Origin of the sequence: Geodermatophilus maliterrae (genome assembly GCF_041018925.1) — a bacterium.
GTDB classification, from domain to species: domain Bacteria; phylum Actinomycetota; class Actinomycetes; order Mycobacteriales; family Geodermatophilaceae; genus Geodermatophilus; species Geodermatophilus maliterrae.
On record NZ_JBFNXQ010000119.1, the window covers coordinates 1 to 15,218 of the forward strand.

Annotated in this window: 10 protein-coding genes; 4 read left to right on the forward strand and 6 right to left on the reverse strand. The window is 76.0% G+C overall.

What is annotated here, in order from left to right:
• Positions 1–128 precede the first annotated feature (128 nt).
• Positions 129–1,184 carry an HD domain-containing protein gene (locus ABQ292_RS23410; RefSeq protein WP_369210112.1) on the forward strand — a complete coding sequence of 352 codons (1,056 nt, stop codon included), beginning with the start codon at positions 129–131 and terminating at the stop codon, positions 1,182–1,184.
• 183 nt (positions 1,185–1,367) lie between these two features.
• Here ABQ292_RS23410 and ABQ292_RS23415 read toward each other — a convergent pair whose 3' ends face one another.
• Positions 1,368–2,231 (reverse strand): PAC2 family protein, encoded by an 864-nt coding sequence (locus ABQ292_RS23415; protein ID WP_369210113.1) that lies wholly within the window; start codon positions 2,229–2,231, stop codon positions 1,368–1,370.
• Positions 2,232–2,370: 139 nt separating this feature from the next.
• On the opposite strand from ABQ292_RS23415, the gene metH reads away from it, so the two are divergent.
• Positions 2,371–6,186 (forward strand): methionine synthase, encoded by a 3,816-nt coding sequence (gene metH, locus ABQ292_RS23420; RefSeq protein WP_438940625.1) that lies wholly within the window; start codon positions 2,371–2,373, stop codon positions 6,184–6,186.
• Between the two features lie 94 nt (positions 6,187–6,280).
• Here the strand turns inward: metH and ABQ292_RS23425 are convergent, their stop codons facing one another.
• Both ABQ292_RS23425 and pta read right to left on the reverse strand, forming a co-directional pair.
• The gene (locus ABQ292_RS23425) at positions 6,281–7,477 is read right to left on the reverse strand and encodes an acetate/propionate family kinase (protein WP_369210115.1); all 1,197 of its coding nucleotides are present in this window, start codon (positions 7,475–7,477) and stop codon (positions 6,281–6,283) included.
• Positions 7,474–9,543: a phosphate acetyltransferase gene (gene pta / locus ABQ292_RS23430; protein ID WP_369210116.1), complete on the reverse strand. Its 2,070-nt coding sequence runs from the start codon at positions 9,541–9,543 to the stop codon at positions 7,474–7,476. Before pta ends, ABQ292_RS23425 begins: the two co-directional genes overlap by 4 nt.
• Positions 9,544–9,846: 303 nt before the next feature.
• Between pta and ABQ292_RS23435 the strand changes: the two genes are divergently transcribed.
• Positions 9,847–11,157 (forward strand): MFS transporter, encoded by a 1,311-nt coding sequence (locus tag ABQ292_RS23435; protein ID WP_369210117.1) that lies wholly within the window; start codon positions 9,847–9,849, stop codon positions 11,155–11,157.
• Between the two features lie 222 nt (positions 11,158–11,379).
• Here the strand turns inward: ABQ292_RS23435 and ABQ292_RS23440 are convergent, their stop codons facing one another.
• The 3 genes from ABQ292_RS23440 to ABQ292_RS23450 form a co-directional block, all read right to left on the reverse strand.
• Entirely contained in the window at positions 11,380–11,859 is a 480-nt protein-coding gene (locus tag ABQ292_RS23440; RefSeq protein WP_369210118.1) for a cupredoxin domain-containing protein, read from the reverse strand.
• Between the two features lie 120 nt (positions 11,860–11,979).
• Positions 11,980–13,446: a CopD family protein gene (locus ABQ292_RS23445; protein WP_369210119.1), complete on the reverse strand. Its 1,467-nt coding sequence runs from the start codon at positions 13,444–13,446 to the stop codon at positions 11,980–11,982.
• The gene (locus ABQ292_RS23450) at positions 13,443–14,114 is read right to left on the reverse strand and encodes a copper resistance CopC family protein (protein WP_369210120.1); all 672 of its coding nucleotides are present in this window, start codon (positions 14,112–14,114) and stop codon (positions 13,443–13,445) included. Before ABQ292_RS23450 ends, ABQ292_RS23445 begins: the two co-directional genes overlap by 4 nt.
• 283 nt (positions 14,115–14,397) lie before the next feature.
• On the opposite strand from ABQ292_RS23450, the gene ABQ292_RS23455 reads away from it, so the two are divergent.
• On the forward strand, positions 14,398–15,165 hold the full coding sequence (locus ABQ292_RS23455) for a GVDTG sorting domain-containing protein (protein ID WP_369210121.1): 768 nt from the start codon (positions 14,398–14,400) through the stop codon (positions 15,163–15,165).
• The last annotated feature ends 53 nt before the right edge of the window (positions 15,166–15,218 follow it).

Consider the following 15,218-nt stretch of genomic DNA (forward strand, 5'->3'; position numbering starts at 1 on the left):
GCCGTCGTCGACGCGTGGGCCGAGCGCGCGCTGGCGGCCGGACCGGACGACGAGCTCGACGACGGCGCGCCGGCCGTGGTCGCCGACGCCGTCGACGCGCTGCTGGGCGTCGCGCTGCAGGACTGCTGATGGGGCGGTCCCTGGGCGGTGGCGACGCCCAGCGGTTCAGCCTCACCGACCGCGCCGCACGCGAGCGGGCGGAGGACGCCCTCGCCCCGGCCGCGGCCCGCTCGTCGGCCACCCGCGGCCGCGCCGTCCCCGAGCCGGAGGACCGGCTGCGCACCGCCTTCGAGCGCGACCGCGACCGGATCCTGCACGCCAAGGCCTTCCGCCGGCTCAAGCACAAGACGCAGGTCTTCCTCAACCCCGACGGGGACCACTTCGTCACCCGGCTGACCCACACGCTGCAGGTCACCCAGGTGGCCCGCTCGCTGGCCCGGGCGCTGGGCCTCAACGAGACCCTCGCCGAGGCGATCGCGCTCGGCCACGACGTGGGCCACTCGCCGTTCGGCCACATCGGCGAGGACGCGTTCGACCCCTACGTCCCCGGCGGCTGGCACCACGCGGCCCAGGGTGTGCGGATCGTCGAGGTGCTCGAGCACCTGAACCTGACGTGGGAGGTGCGCGACGGCATCCGCGCGCACAGCTGGAAGATCAGCCCGCCGCCGGCCACCCGCGAGGGGGAGTGCGTCCGGTACGCCGACCGGATCGCCTACCTGTCCCACGACGCGCTGGACGCCGTCCGTGCCGGGGTGCTGCAGGTGTCGGACCTGCCCGCCCGCGCCCGGGAGGTGTTCGGCGAGCCCGGCAGCGCGATGGTCGGCGCGATGGTCGACGCCGTCGTCGAGGGGTCGCTGGCCGACGGGGGAGTGGTGGTCATGGCGCCCGGTCCGCTGGCGGCCATGCACGAGCTGCGGGCGTTCATGTTCCAGCGGGTGTACGCCTCGGAGACCGCGGCGGGGCAGAAGCAGCTCGCCGTCGACGTCATCCGCCGGCTGGTCGACCACCACCTCGAGCACCCGGACCTCATCCCGCCGACCTACCGCGACACCCGGGCCGACCTGGTCACCCAGGTGGTCGACCACGTCTCGGGCATGACCGACCGCTTCGCGCTGGCCACGCACGACCGGCTCTTCGGTGACGACGCCGCCGCCCGCATGACCCCGCTGCTGCGCCCCGCCTGAGCCGGCCCAGGAGGGTCGCGGCGCGGTGCCGGCGTCCCCCGTGCACTGCGGGCGCTGCCGCACCGGCACGGCGCGGACACCACCCGCACTGCCTGCGCCTCGACCGTTACCCCCAACTGGTGCGCAGCCGCTCTCCGGGCCCCACCGTGAGCCTGCGACGGGTGGGGAAGACGGGGTCCCTGCTCAGTTGGGGGAGGAGCCCCGGCGGCGGAGGTAGCGCTCGAACTCGCGGGCGATCTGGTCGCCGTCGGCCTCGGACAGGTCGCTCTGGGTCGCGCGCTCCTCCAGGGAGCGGACGTACTCGACGACCTCGGCGTCCTCCTGGGCCATCTCGTCGACGGTCTTGACCCACTCGTCGGCCTGCTGGGGGAGCGCGCCGAGCGGCACGGCGACCTCCAGCACCTCCTCGACGCGCTGCAGCAGCGCGACGGTCGCCCGCGGCGAGGGCGGCTGGGAGACGTAGTGCGGGACGGCGGCCCAGAAGCTCACCGCCGGGAGGCCGGCCTGCACGCACGCGTCCTGGAACACGCCGAGGATCCCGGTCGGGCCCTCGTAGCGCGACGTCTCCAGGCCGTAGGCGCGGGCGGACTCGTCGTCGTAGGCCGAGCCGGACACCGGCGTCGGCCGGGTGTGCGGCGTGTCGGCGAGCAGTGCACCCAGGGCGACGACGGTCTGCGCGTCGAGCTCGTGGCACAGCTCGATGAGCTCCTCGCAGAAGCCGCGCCAGCGCATGTTGGGCTCGATGCCGCGGATGAGGACGACGTCGCGGTCGCTGTCCGGCGGGCGGGCCACGGAGATGCGGGTCGTCGGCCACTCGACGCGCCGGCTCACCCCACCGACGAGCGAGACGGTCGGCCGGTTGACCTGGAAGTCGTAGTAGTCCTCGGGGTCGAGCGCCGCGAGCGGGGTGGCGTCCCAGATGAGCTCGAGGTGCTCGAGCGCCCCGGTGGCGGCGTCCCCGGCGTCGTTCCAGCCCTCGAACGCGACCACCACCACCGGCTGGTTCAGCTGGGGCAGGTCCTCGGGAGCGGACTTCGGGTCGATCACCCCTGCGAGCCTACGTCTCCCACGCCGTCCTGCCGGGCTGGCGCGGGGTGGGAGGATGGTCCCCGGAACAAGGTCGGGCCCCGCGCCGCTGCTCCTGCGCCAGGCCCCGCACGTCGTCGACCGACCCCCGAGGATGCCCGTGACCGACGCCCTGTCCCCCCGCCCCGACGCCACGGCGGAGCTGACCGCCCTGCTCGAGCAGCGCGTCCTCGTGCTCGACGGGGCCATGGGGACGGCGATCCAGCGGGACCGGCCCAGCGAGGCCGGCTACCGCGGGGAGCGGTTCGCCGACTGGCCGGTCGACGTCCAGGGCAACAACGACCTGCTCGTCCTCACCCAGCCCGAGCTGGTCGCCGGCATCCACCGCGAGTACCTCGAGGCCGGCGCCGACCTGATCGAGACCAACACGTTCAACGCCACGGCGATCTCGCTGGCCGACTACGGCATGTCCGAGCTCGCGCACGAGATCAACCTGGCCGCGGCGCGGCTGGCCCGCCGCGAGGCCGACGCGATGACCGCGCGCACGCCGGACCGGCCGCGCTACGTGGCCGGCGCGATCGGCCCGACCAGCCGGACGGCGTCCATCTCGCCCGACGTCAACGACCCCGGCGCCCGCAACGTCACCTTCGGCGAGCTGGTCGCCGCCTACCTGGAGCAGGCCGGCGGGCTGGTCGACGGCGGCGCCGACGTCCTGCTGGTCGAGACCATCTTCGACACGCTCAACGCCAAGGCCGCCGTCTTCGCGCTGGAGACGCTGTTCGAGCAGCGCGGCCGGCGCTGGCCGGTGATGATCTCCGGCACGATCACCGACGCGTCGGGCCGGACGCTGTCGGGGCAGACCACCGAGGCGTTCTGGAACTCGGTGCGGCACGTGCGCCCGCTGACCATCGGGCTGAACTGCGCGCTCGGTGCGGAGGAGATGCGCCCGTACGTCGCCGAGCTCTCGCGCATCGCTGACACCTTCGTGTCCTGCTATCCCAACGCCGGGCTGCCCAACGCCTTCGGCGAGTACGACGAGTCGCCGGCCGAGACCGCCGCGATCCTGCGCGGCTTCCTCGAGGACGGCTACGTCAACCTCGTCGGCGGCTGCTGCGGCACGACGCCGGAGCACATCGCCGCGATCGCCGCCGCGGCCGGGGGCCGGGCGCCGCGGACGCCGGTGACCCCCCGCCCCGCGCTGCGCCTGTCGGGCCTGGAGCCGCTGACCGTCGACGCCGACAGCCTGTTCGTCAACGTCGGCGAGCGCACCAACATCACCGGCTCGGCGCGCTTCCGCCGGCTCATCCGCGACGGCGACTACGCCACCGCGCTGGCCGTCGCCCGCCAGCAGGTCGAGGCCGGCGCGCAGGTCATCGACGTCAACATGGACGAGGGCATGATCGACGGCGTCGCGGCGATGACCCGCTTCACCCGCCTGGTCGCCGCCGAGCCCGACATCTGCCGCGTGCCGGTGATGGTCGACTCCTCCAAGTGGGAGGTCATCGAGGCCGGCCTGCAGCAGCTGCAGGGCAAGTCGATCGTCAACTCCATCTCGATGAAGAACGGCGAGGAGGAGTTCGTCGAGCAGGCGCGGCTGTGCCGCAAGTACGGCGCGGCCGTCGTCGTCATGGCCTTCGACGAGCAGGGGCAGGCCGACACCCTCGAGCGGCGGCGGGAGATCTGCCGGCGCGCCTACGACGTGCTCACCGGGCAGGTCGGCTTCCCGGCCGAGGACGTCATCTTCGACCCGAACGTCTTCGCCGTGGCCACGGGCATCGAGGAGCACGCCCGCTACGGGCTGGACTTCATCGAGGCCACCCGCTGGATCAAGCAGAACCTGCCCGGCGCGCTGGTCTCCGGCGGCGTCTCCAACGTCTCGTTCAGCTTCCGCGGCAACAACCCCGTGCGCGAGGCCATCCACGCGGTGTTCCTGTTCCACGCGATCGCCGCCGGCATGGACATGGGCATCGTCAACGCCGGTGCCCTCGAGGTCTACGAGGAGGTCCCGCGCGAGCTGCGGGACCGCATCGAGGACGTCGTCCTCGCCCGCCGCCCCGACGCCACCGAGCGGCTGCTGGAGGTCGCCGGGGACTACGCCGGCGACGGCGCGGCCAAGGAGGCCGCCACCGAGGAGTGGCGGTCGCTGCCGGTCGGGCCGCGGATCACGCACGCGCTGGTCAAGGGCATCGACGAGTTCGTCGAGGCCGACACCGAGGAGCTGCGCGCGGAGATCAGCGCCCGCGGCGGCCGGCCGATCGAGGTCATCGAGGGCCCGCTGATGGACGGCATGAACGTCGTCGGCGACCTGTTCGGCGCGGGCAAGATGTTCCTGCCGCAGGTGGTGAAGTCCGCCCGGGTGATGAAGAAGGCGGTCGCCTACCTCATCCCGTTCATCGAGGCGGAGAAGCAGCCCGGCGACGCCGAGCGCAGCAACGGCAAGGTCGTCATGGCCACCGTGAAGGGCGACGTCCACGACATCGGCAAGAACATCGTCGGCGTCGTCCTGCAGTGCAACAACTACGACGTCGTCGACCTCGGCGTCATGGTGCCGGCGCAGAAGATCCTCGAGACCGCCAAGCAGGAGGGCGCCGACGTCATCGGGCTCTCCGGCCTGATCACCCCGTCGCTGGACGAGATGGTCAACCTCGCCGCGGAGATGGAGCGGCAGGGCTTCGACGTCCCGCTGCTCGTCGGCGGGGCGACGACCAGCCGCGCGCACACCGCGGTCAAGGTGGCCCCGCGCTACCACGGGCCGGTGATCTGGGTGAAGGACGCCTCGCGGTCGGTGCCCGTCGTCGCCGCGCTGCTGTCCGACGAGCAGCGGCCGGACCTGCTGGCCTCGGTGGACACCGAGTACGAGGCGCTGCGCGAGCGGCACGCCGCCCGCACCGACAGCCGGGCGCTGCTGCCGCTGGCCGCCGCCCGCGCCGCCGCGCCGGCGATCGACTGGTCGGGCTACACCCCGCCGCGGCCGCGGATGCTCGTGCAGCAGGCCCGCGACCTGTGCACCGGCCCGGGCTGCGCGCACCGGCACGGGCAGGACACCCGGTTCGTGAAGGTGCTGCGCGACTACCCGCTCGACGAGCTGCGCCCCTACATCGACTGGCAGCCGTTCTTCAACGCCTGGGAGATGCGCGGCCGGTTCCCCGACATCCTGCACAACCCGACCACCGGCGAGGCCGCGCGGCGGCTGTTCGAGGACGCCCAGGCGATGCTCGACCGCGTCGTGGACGAGAGGTGGCTGACCGCCAACGGCGTCGTCGGGCTGTTCCCGGCCAACCGGGTGGACGGCGAGGACGGCGCCTCGGAGGACATCGAGGTGTACGCCGACGAGTCGCGGACGACGGTGCGCGCGGTGCTGCACCAGCTGCGGCAGCAGACCGAGGGCCGCGACGGCTCCCCGCGCAAGTCGCTGGCCGACTACGTCGCGCCCAAGGGGACCGGGCTGCGCGACCACGTGGGCGCCTTCGCCGTCACCGCCGGGCTCGGCTCGGCCGAGCGGGTCGCGGCCTTCAAGGCCGAGCACGACGACTACTCGGCGATCATGCTCGAGGCGCTGGCCGACCGGCTGGCCGAGGCCTTCGCCGAGCGGCTGCACGAGCGGGTGCGCCGGGAGTTCTGGGGCTACGCCACCGACGAGCACCTGGACAAGGACGCGCTGATCGCCGAGAGGTACCGGGGCATCCGCCCGGCGCCGGGCTATCCCGCCTGCCCGGAGCACACCGAGAAGCAGACCATCTGGGACCTGCTCCACGTCGAGGCGAACGCCGGCCTGCAGCTGACCGAGAGCATGGCCATGTGGCCGGGTGCGGCGGTCAGCGGGCTGTACTTCTCCCACCCGGAGTCGCGCTACTTCGTCCTGGGCCGGGTCGGCCGCGACCAGGTCGAGGACTACGCGCGGCGCAAGGGCTGGACGCTCGCCGAGGCCGAGCGCTGGCTCTCGCCGAACCTGGGCTACCGCACCGACGAGGACTGAAGGACCACCCTCCTCCCCACGCCTCGCACGCTCGGCGCGGGCCCCTGGGGGTGACCGTTCCCGCACGTCACCGGGCACGCGAGGGGTGGGTGCCTCAGCCGCCGAGCAGGTCCACCGCCTGGCGGGCCATCTCCAGCTCCTCGTCGGTGGGGACGACGAGGACGGCGACCGGGCTGCCGTCGGCCGACACCCGCCGTCCCCCGCCGGACCGGACGGCGTTGCGCTCCTCGTCCACACGGATGCCCAGCGGCTCGAGGCCGGCCAGCGACCGCGCGCGGACGACGGCGTCGTTCTCGCCGATGCCGCCGGTGAACGCGATCGCGTCGGTGCGGCCCAGGACCGCCAGGTAGGCGCCGACGTACTTGCGGACCCGGTGGCAGAAGACGTCGAGGGCCAGCGCGGCCGCCTCGTCGCCGTCGGCGACGCGCCGGTGCACCTCGCGCAGGTCGTTGGTGCCGGCCAGCGCCAGCATGCCGCTGGAGGAGTTCAGCGCCCGGTCGACCTCCTCGGGCCCGAGCCCGGCGACCCGGTGCAGGTGCGCGACCACGGCCGGGTCGACGTCGCCGGACCGGGTGCCCATGACCAGCCCCTCCAGCGGCGTCATGCCCATGGAGGTCTCCACGCTGCGGCCCCCGGCCACGGCGGTGGCGCTGGCGCCGTTGCCCAGGTGCAGCACGATCGTGTGGGTGTCCTCCAGCGGGCGGCCGAGGAGCCCGGCGGCGGCGCGGGAGACGAACGCGTGCGAGGTGCCGTGGAAGCCGTAGCGGCGCACGCCGTGGTCGCGGGCCCACTGCGGGGGGACGGCGTAGGTGTGCGCGTGCGGCGGCAGGGTGGCGTGGAAGGCGGTGTCGAACACCGCCACGTGCGGCAGCCCGGGGAACGTCCGGCGCGCCACCTCGATGCCCACCGCGTTGACGGGGTTGTGCAGCGGCGCGAGGGTCGCCAGCTCGCGGACCGCGCGCAGCACGTCGTCGTCGACGAGCACCGGCGCGGAGAAGCGGTCGCCGCCGTGCACCACCCGGTGGGCGATCGCGACCAGGCCGGCGTCGGCCAGCCGCGGGCCGGTGCGCTCGAAGGCCTCCAGCGCCGCCGACAGCGCTCCGCCGTGGTCGGGCAGCGGCCGTTCGACGACGTCCGGCGCCTCGCCCGGCCGGGAGTGGGTGAGCCGGCCCGACGGCTGCCCGACCCGCTCGGCCAGCCCCCACGCCAGGGCCTGCCCGGCCCCGACGTCGACCAGCCGGTACTTCAGCGACGACGAGCCGCAGTTGACCACCAGCACCCGGCCGTTCACGGCACCGCCGTCCCCCGGGCCTGGATGGCGGTGATGGCGACGGTGTTGACGATGTCCTGCACCGTCGCGCCGCGGGAGAGGTCGTTGACCGGGCGGCGCAGGCCCTGCAGCACCGGGCCGACCGCCACGGCGCCGGCGCTGCGCTGCACGGCCTTGTAGGTGTTGTTGCCGGTGTTGAGGTCGGGGAAGACGAAGACCGTCGCCCGGCCGGCCACCTCGCTGCCGGGCAGCTTGGTGCGCGCGACCCCGGCGTCGACCGCGGCGTCGTACTGGATCGGGCCCTCGACCGACAGCTCCGGGGCGCGCTCGCGGACCAGCTCGGTCGCCGCCCGCACGCGCTCGACCTCCTCGCCGCTGCCCGACCGCCCGGTGGAGTAGGACAGCATCGCCACCCGCGGCTGCACGCCGAAGCGCGCGGCGGTGTCCGCCGAGGTGACGGCGATCTCGGCCAGCTGCTCGGCGCTGGGGTGCACGTTGACCGCGCAGTCGCCGTAGACCAGCACCCGGTCGGCCAGGCACATGAAGAACACGCTGGAGACGATCGAGACGCCCGGCGTCGTCCTGACCAGCTCCAGGGCGGGCCGGATGGTCTGCGCCGTCGTGTGCGTCGCGCCGGACACCATGCCGTCGGCCATGCCGAGGGTCACCATCAGCGTGCCGGCGTAGGAGACGTCGACGACGACGTCGCGGGCGGCGTCCATCGTCACGCCCCGGTGCGCCCGCCGGCGCGCGTACTCGACGGCCAGCCGCTCCCGCAGGTCCGGCTCGCACGGGTCGAGCAGCCGCGCCCCGCCGACGTCGACCCCGGTGCGGGCGGCGGCCGCGCGCACCTCGTCGGCGTCGCCGAGCAGGGTCAGGTCGACGACGCCGCGCCGCAGCAGCCGCTCCGCCGCCCGCAGCACCCGCTCGTCGGTGCCCTCGGGGAGCACGACGTGACGGCGGTCGGCGCGGGCGCGGTCGAGCAGCTCGTACTCGAACATCAGCGGCGTGGTCACCCGCGGCCGGGCCACCGCCGTGCGGTCGAGCAGCTCCTCGCCGTCGACGTGCTCCTCCACCAGCGCGAGCGCCACGTCGACCTTGCGCGGCGCCCCGGGCCCGATCCGCCCGGGGACCGACCCGGCCAGCGTGGCGGTGGCGTAGGTGTCGTGCTCGGTCACCACGACGGGGACGACGGCGGGCAGGTGCTCGGCCAGCCGCAGCACCGAGGCGGCCGGCTCCATGCCACCGGTGAGCACCAGGCCGGCCGGGGCGGGCAGCCCGCCGGAGAGGTGTGCGGCGAGGACACCGAGGACGACGTCGGCCCGGTCGCCGGGGGTGATGACCACGACGTCGTCGACGAGCCGGTCCAGCAGGTTGGGCAGCGTCATGGCGGCCACCAGGACGCCGGCGGTCTCCCGGCCGAGCGCGGCGTCGTCGCCGGTGAGCACCCGCGCGTCGCAGGCGCGGGCCACCTCGGCCATCGTCGGCGCGGTGAGCACCGGGGTCTCCGGCAGCACGTACACCGGCACCGGCCCGCCGGAGACCCGGTCCCGCACGGCGGGCAGGTGGCGGGGCGCCACCCGGTTGGCGACGACGGCGACCACCTCGCAGCCGGCCGCGCGCAGGGCGTCGCGGCCGACCTCGACCGCCACGGCCACGCCCTCGGCGTCCCGGTCCCGGCCGGAGACGACGCACAGCGCCGGCAGCCCGAGGTTGGCCGCGATGCGGGCGTTGAGCGCCAGCTCCCGGGAGGCGGCGGCCTCGCTGAAGTCCGAGCCGACGACCAGCACCCGGTCCACCTGCGCCGCCAGCGCCCGGTAGCGGGCGACGATCTCGGACAGGGCACGGTCCTCGTCGGCGAGCACCTCGGCGTACGGCACGCCCAGGCACGCCTCGGCGGTCAGGTCCGCGGCAGCGCGGGGGAGGAGCAGCTCCACGACGCCGTCGGCCCCGTCACGGGCGTGCACGACCGGGCGGAAGACGCCGAGCCGGCCGACCCGCCGGGCCAGCAGCTCGAACACGCCCAGCGCCACGGCGGACTTCCCGGTCGCCGGCTCACACCCGGTCACGTACAGCCCGTCGGACACCGGCCCACCTCCTCGCCCTCGCTCCCGAACCTAGTGAGCCCACGCCGGTCCGGCCCCCGGAGCGGGGGCTGGGACGGGCGAGCAGGGACGGGACGGCCGGGACGGGGGCGTGGGGACACTCACGCCGCCGGAAACGCCTGGGACACGCGCGGTCCACGTCGGGCTGGCACCGTGGAGGACGGCGCCCGAGGTCGTGTGCTCCCCCGACCCCCGCCCGCCGTGTCGCGGTGGTGCGCGTCCCCCTCCCTCTCCTGAAGGTCCCTGATGCTCTCTCCTCTGCCCTCCCGTGCCCGGACGCCCGTCGTGTCCGCGCCCCCCTCGCTGTCCCGGCTGCGGACCGCCGTCGCCGTCCTCTTCGGCCTGGACGGCTTCGTCTTCGGCAGCTGGGCCGCCCGCGTCCCCGACGTCGGTGCCGTCACCGGCGCCGGGCACACCGCCCTCGGCGTCGCGCTGCTGTGCCTGTCGCTCGGTGCGCTGGCCTGCATGCAGGTCACCGGGGGCATCTGCGCCCGGCTCGGCACCGGCCGCACCGCCGCGATCGCCGGCGTCGTCGTCAGCGCCGGCGCGGTGCTGCCCGGCCTGGTGTCGACCGTGCCCGCGCTGTGCGCTGCCCTGTTCGTCTTCGGCGCCGCCACCGGGGCGGTGAACGTCGCGGCCAACAGCGCCGGCGTCGAGGTGGAGGCGCAGGTGGGGCGGCCGCTGCTGTCCGGGCTGCACGCGGCCTTCAGCGGCGGCGGCCTGCTCGGCGCGCTGGTCGGCGGCCTGGCCTCGACGGTGGCCGGGGTCGGCGCGCACCTCGCCCTCGTCACCGTGGCAGGTCTCGCCGTCATGGCGTGGATCGGCCCGGTGCTGGTGCGGGCCGACGCCGGCTGGTCCGCGGCCGGCCCCTCGTCCGGGCCCGCGCAGGAGCCGGGGGGTCCCCGGCCCACCGCCGTCCTCGTGGTCCTGGGCGGCATCGCCGGGGCGACCGCCTACGGCGAGGGTGCCCTGTCGGACTGGGGCGCCCTGCACCTGCGCGAGCAGGTGCAGGCCACCCCGGTGCTGGCCGCCGCCGGTTACGCCGGGTTCTCCTCGGCGATGGCGCTGGGCCGGCTGGCCGGCGGCCGGCTCGTGGCGGCGCTGGGGACGCGACGGCTGCTGGTCGGCGGCGCGCTGCTGGCCGCCGCCGGCGCCCTGGCCGCCGTGACGACGACGTCGCTGCCGGTCGCGCTGACCGGCTTCGTGCTCGTCGGCCTCGGGCTGGCCAACGTCTTCCCGCTGGCCATCGCCCGGGCCGGGGCGCTCGGCGGGCCCTCGGGCGTGGCCCTGTCGACCACCGTCGGCTACACCGGCCTGCTCGGCGGCCCGCCGGTCATCGGCTTCCTCGCCGAGCACGCCGGGCTGCCCACCGCGCTGGGCACGGTCGCGGTGATGGCGCTCCTGGCCGCCGTGCTCGTGCTCGGCATCGAGGACGACGCCCTGCGGCGGCCCGCCCTGCCGCGGCGGCCGACCTGGCTCGAGCCGGTGCGCTTCGGGATGCGCCCGGTGGCCGTCGCGCTGCGGCCGGCCACGACCCGGGTGCGGGCCGGTACCGGCGTCTACCTGCGGGACCTGCGCCTGCTCGAGGTCGGCTGACCCCGCCGGGCGAGGACGGTCAGCAAGCCGAAGCCGGACAGCCCGGTGGTCGTCGACTGCAGCAGGGCCGCCACCGTGCCGGCGGCGACGAGGCGCCGGCCGCGACCACCCACGGCAGGAAGCGCTGCGGGGCGGCCAGCACCGGCAGGGCCGCTGCCGTTCCCCGCAGCGCCCACCCCGTGACCGGCGTCCGGTCCCTCGCGGGAGCCTCGGAGGGCGCCGTCAGACGACCGTGACGACGAGCTCCATGCCCATCCCACGGTGGTTGCCGACCGAGCAGTAGAAGGCGTACTCGCCCGGCTCCAGGGTCACCTCGAGGGTGCCCGACCCACCGGGCGTGAGGATCTCGGTGGCCGCGACCTCGCTGCCGCCGGCGTCCTCGACGACCAGGTCGTGGCTCGCCCGGCCGTCGTTGGCCACGTCGATGCGGTAGGTGCCCGCCTCGAGCTCGGTCTCCGGCATCTCGATCGCGAAGTCGACCAGGCCGGCCGGGAGCGACGAGGAGGCCGGCGTCTCCGGGGCCGGGGTCGCCGGCCCGCCCGTCGAGGAGGACGTCCCGGTCGACGACGGGGCGGCAGCGTCCGGGGCGTCCGAGCCACCGGAGCAGGCGGTCAGGGCGCCCAGCGTCGCAGCGATGACGAGGACGGCCCCGCACCGCCTGCCGCGGGAGAGGAGCGGGTCCTGGTCCAGGGTGGTGCGCACGGGAGCTCCTCGGGGTCGGTGTCGTTGCCACACCGTGTTCGGCGTCAGGGGCCCGTCCGGTTCACCCGGGACCCCCCCGGCGGCTCGGCCGACGACCGGGCCGACGACTCGGCCGACGTCTCAGCCGACGACGAGGACGTCGGCGAACGCGGCCGAGTGGCGGCTGGTGAACGCGTGCTCGCCGGGCCGTTCCGGAGCCGGGAAGGTGAGCAGCGCCCGCCCGGGGACGACGACGTCGAAGCTGCCGTCGACCGCGGTCATGGTGACCTCGGTCGTGCTCGCGTTGTGCACGGTGACCCGCGTGCCCGGCGCCACCGGCGCGGAGACGTGGAAGCGCTCCTCGTCGACCAGCACGGTGACCGAGAGCTCCCCGTGGTCGTGGCCGGCCATCGGGTCGGGCGCCGCCGGTGCCGGCTGCCCGGGCGGGGCCGGCTGCGCCGTCGCCGCGGCGGGGCTCCCCGTGGCCGGGGCGGCGCCGGCGGGCGGCGGCGAGGCGGAGAGCGCGACGGCGAGGGCGACCGTCCCCAGCATCACGCCGACCTCGACGGCCGCGAACCGCCGGAAGCCCCCGGGCCGGCCCGCCCGCAGGAACCGCAGCGTGACCCGGCGGTGCTGCACCCCGAGGACGCCGAGGGCGAGCAGGCCCGCCGTCTTGCCCAGCAGGAGCCAGCCGTAGCCGGTGCCGGGGACGGCGCGCAGCGCGGCGGGGTCCCCGCCGAGCACCAGCCACGCGGCCAGCAGCCCCGAGGCGCCGGTGAGCACGAAGCACGCCAGCGCCACCGCGCTGAAGCGGGCCGCCGCGGGGACCAGGTCGTCGCGGTGCCGGCCGTACGCCAGGAGGGCGGCCAGCCCGCCGACCCAGACCGCCGCGGTGACCACGTGCACGCTCAGGTTGGTCACGGCCAGCACGTGGTCGTCGGCTGCGGCGGAGTGACCGGCGAGGACGGCCGGGACGACCAGGCCCGCCACGGACGCCACGAGCAGCGCGCCGGCCGCCGGCGCGCGGGTGCACCGCCGGGCGAGCAGCGCCACCAGCACGCCGACCCCCGCGGACACCAGCGCGGCGCGGCCGGTGGCCACGTCGGTGACGAACACCCCGACCGCCGACGCGGGGAGCGTGAACGGGCCGACGCCGAGCAGCTCGCTCACGGTCAGCACCGCGCCGGCCGCCGTCGCCGCGGCCCAGGCCAGTGCCCACGCCGACGCCGCCCGGGCCGCCCGCCGGGACGCGGCGGGGAGGACCCCCCGCGTGCCGGGGAGCAGGACGGCGGCGAACAGCAGCGTGCCGACCGTCCCCAGCCCCGCGACCCGGGCCGCCAGGCGGGTCACCGGCAGACCCCACTCGACGAGCGGGCCGGGCGAGCCGAGCCCGGGGGTGGCGGAGCCGGACCGGGCGCCGCCCCCCACCGCGACGGCCAGCACGAGGACGGCGACCAGCCCGAGGCCGGCCGCCACCAGCGCGCCCGCCGGCACGCGGCGCCGGTGGGCGTGGTCCGGGCGGGCGTGGTCCGGCGAGCCGGTGCGCGGCGGTGCGGCGCCGTCCGCCGCTCCCGCCGGGGGTGACGACGTCCGGGCCGTGGCGGTCACGACCGGCGGCGCAGCCGGCGGGCCCCCAGGGCCCCGGCGGCGGTCAGCAGGCCCGCGCCCACCGCCAGGGCGGCGGGGGACACCGCCGCGGCGTCCTCGGGCGCGGCCGCCTCGGCGGGGACGGCGGCCGGCGACTCCGCGACGGTGCCGTCGGGAGCGGGCGCCGCCGGCGGTGCGGTGTCCCTGGCGGGGCCACCGACGGCCGTGCCCCCGGCGACGGTGAAGGAGAACGTGCCGTCGAGCGGGTGCCCGTCGGACGAGGTCACCCGCCACTCGACGCGGTAGGTCCCGGCCGGGAGGTCCGCCGCCAGGGGCTGGCTGACCGTGGTGTCCCGCAGCCCGGCCTGCCCGTCCGACACCGGGGTGCCGTCCGGGCCGGTGACCAGCACCCGGGTGCCCAGGGCCTGCGCGGGCGCGCTCAGGGTCAGCTCGACGAACGCGGGCGGGGCCGGCACGGTCGCGTCCTGCGCCGGGACCGTGGCGACCAGCTCGTCGTGCGCCGAGGCCGCGGGCAGGCCGACGCCCAGCAGGACCAGGGTCGCGGCGGCGACGGTGGCCAGGAGCGCCGCCGTCCGTCGGCGGGGGGCGGGCGCGGGCGGGGTGGGCCGGGGACGGGACATGACCGGTGTTCGCGCCCGGGGGCGGTCCCGGTTCGCCCCGACGTCCACGGGACCGATCCTGCACTCGTGGCGCGGCACTCGAAAGCACCCGATCAGGTTGTTTGCGATCCGAACTGAACCGATGTGACCGGTCGCTGCGTACACCTGTCGGACACGACGCGGGAGCCAGCGCCACCGGCTGGGGGACCCGCTCGGGCCACCGGGTCCTCCCCGACCCGGCCGACGGGCGCACCGACGCGTCCCCGGTGCACGACGGGAGCGGTTCGGAACCGTTCCCGGTGCGGCTGCCCCCGGGCGCCCACAGCACAGCCGAGACTCCTGAGGAGCCACCGTGCGCAAGGCACTCGCCCTACCCACCGTCGCCATCGCAGCCGCCGCCTTCCCGCTGCTGACGACGAGCCCCGCCCTCGCCGACCACGACGGCAGCTACCAGGCCGACCTCGTGGCGCTCAACCAGTCCGGTGTCTCCGGCACCGGCATGGTCACGCTGGAGGGGAACTCGGCCACCGTGATGATCGAGGCCGACGGCTTCCTGGCCGGCGCTCCGCACGCCCAGCACTTCCACATCGCCGCCCAGGGCCAGTGCCCGACCGACGCCGCCGACGAGGACGGTGACGGCTTCGTGAGCGTCACCGAGGGGGCGCCCTTCTACGGCGCCATCGGCACCTCGCTGACGACCTCGGGGGACACCAGCCCCGACAGCGGCCTGGCGATCGACCGGTTCCCGACGGCCGACGACGGCTCGATCAGCTACGAGCGCACCTTCGACGTGACCGAGGACGTGCAGCAGTCCTTCGCCGCCGGCACCGCGGTGCTGGTCCTGCACGGCGTGGACAAGGACGGCAGCGGCGCCTACGACGGCGACGTCATGAGCGACCTCGACCCGTCGCTACCGATGGAGGCGACCGCTCCGGCCGCCTGTGCCCCGCTGGTGGCGGCCCAGATGGGCACCGCTCCCAACGGTGGCGCGGAGACCGGCGCCGGCAGCACCGCGGGCACCGAGCAGCAGACCGCGATCGGCGTGGGCGCGGTCGCGCTCGTCGGTGCGGCTGCCGCGGGTGCGGTGGCCTACCGCCGCCGCCAGGCCGACCAGGCCTGACCGCACCGCCGGGGGGGGGGGGGGGGCCCCCCCCCCCCCCCCCCCCCCCCCCC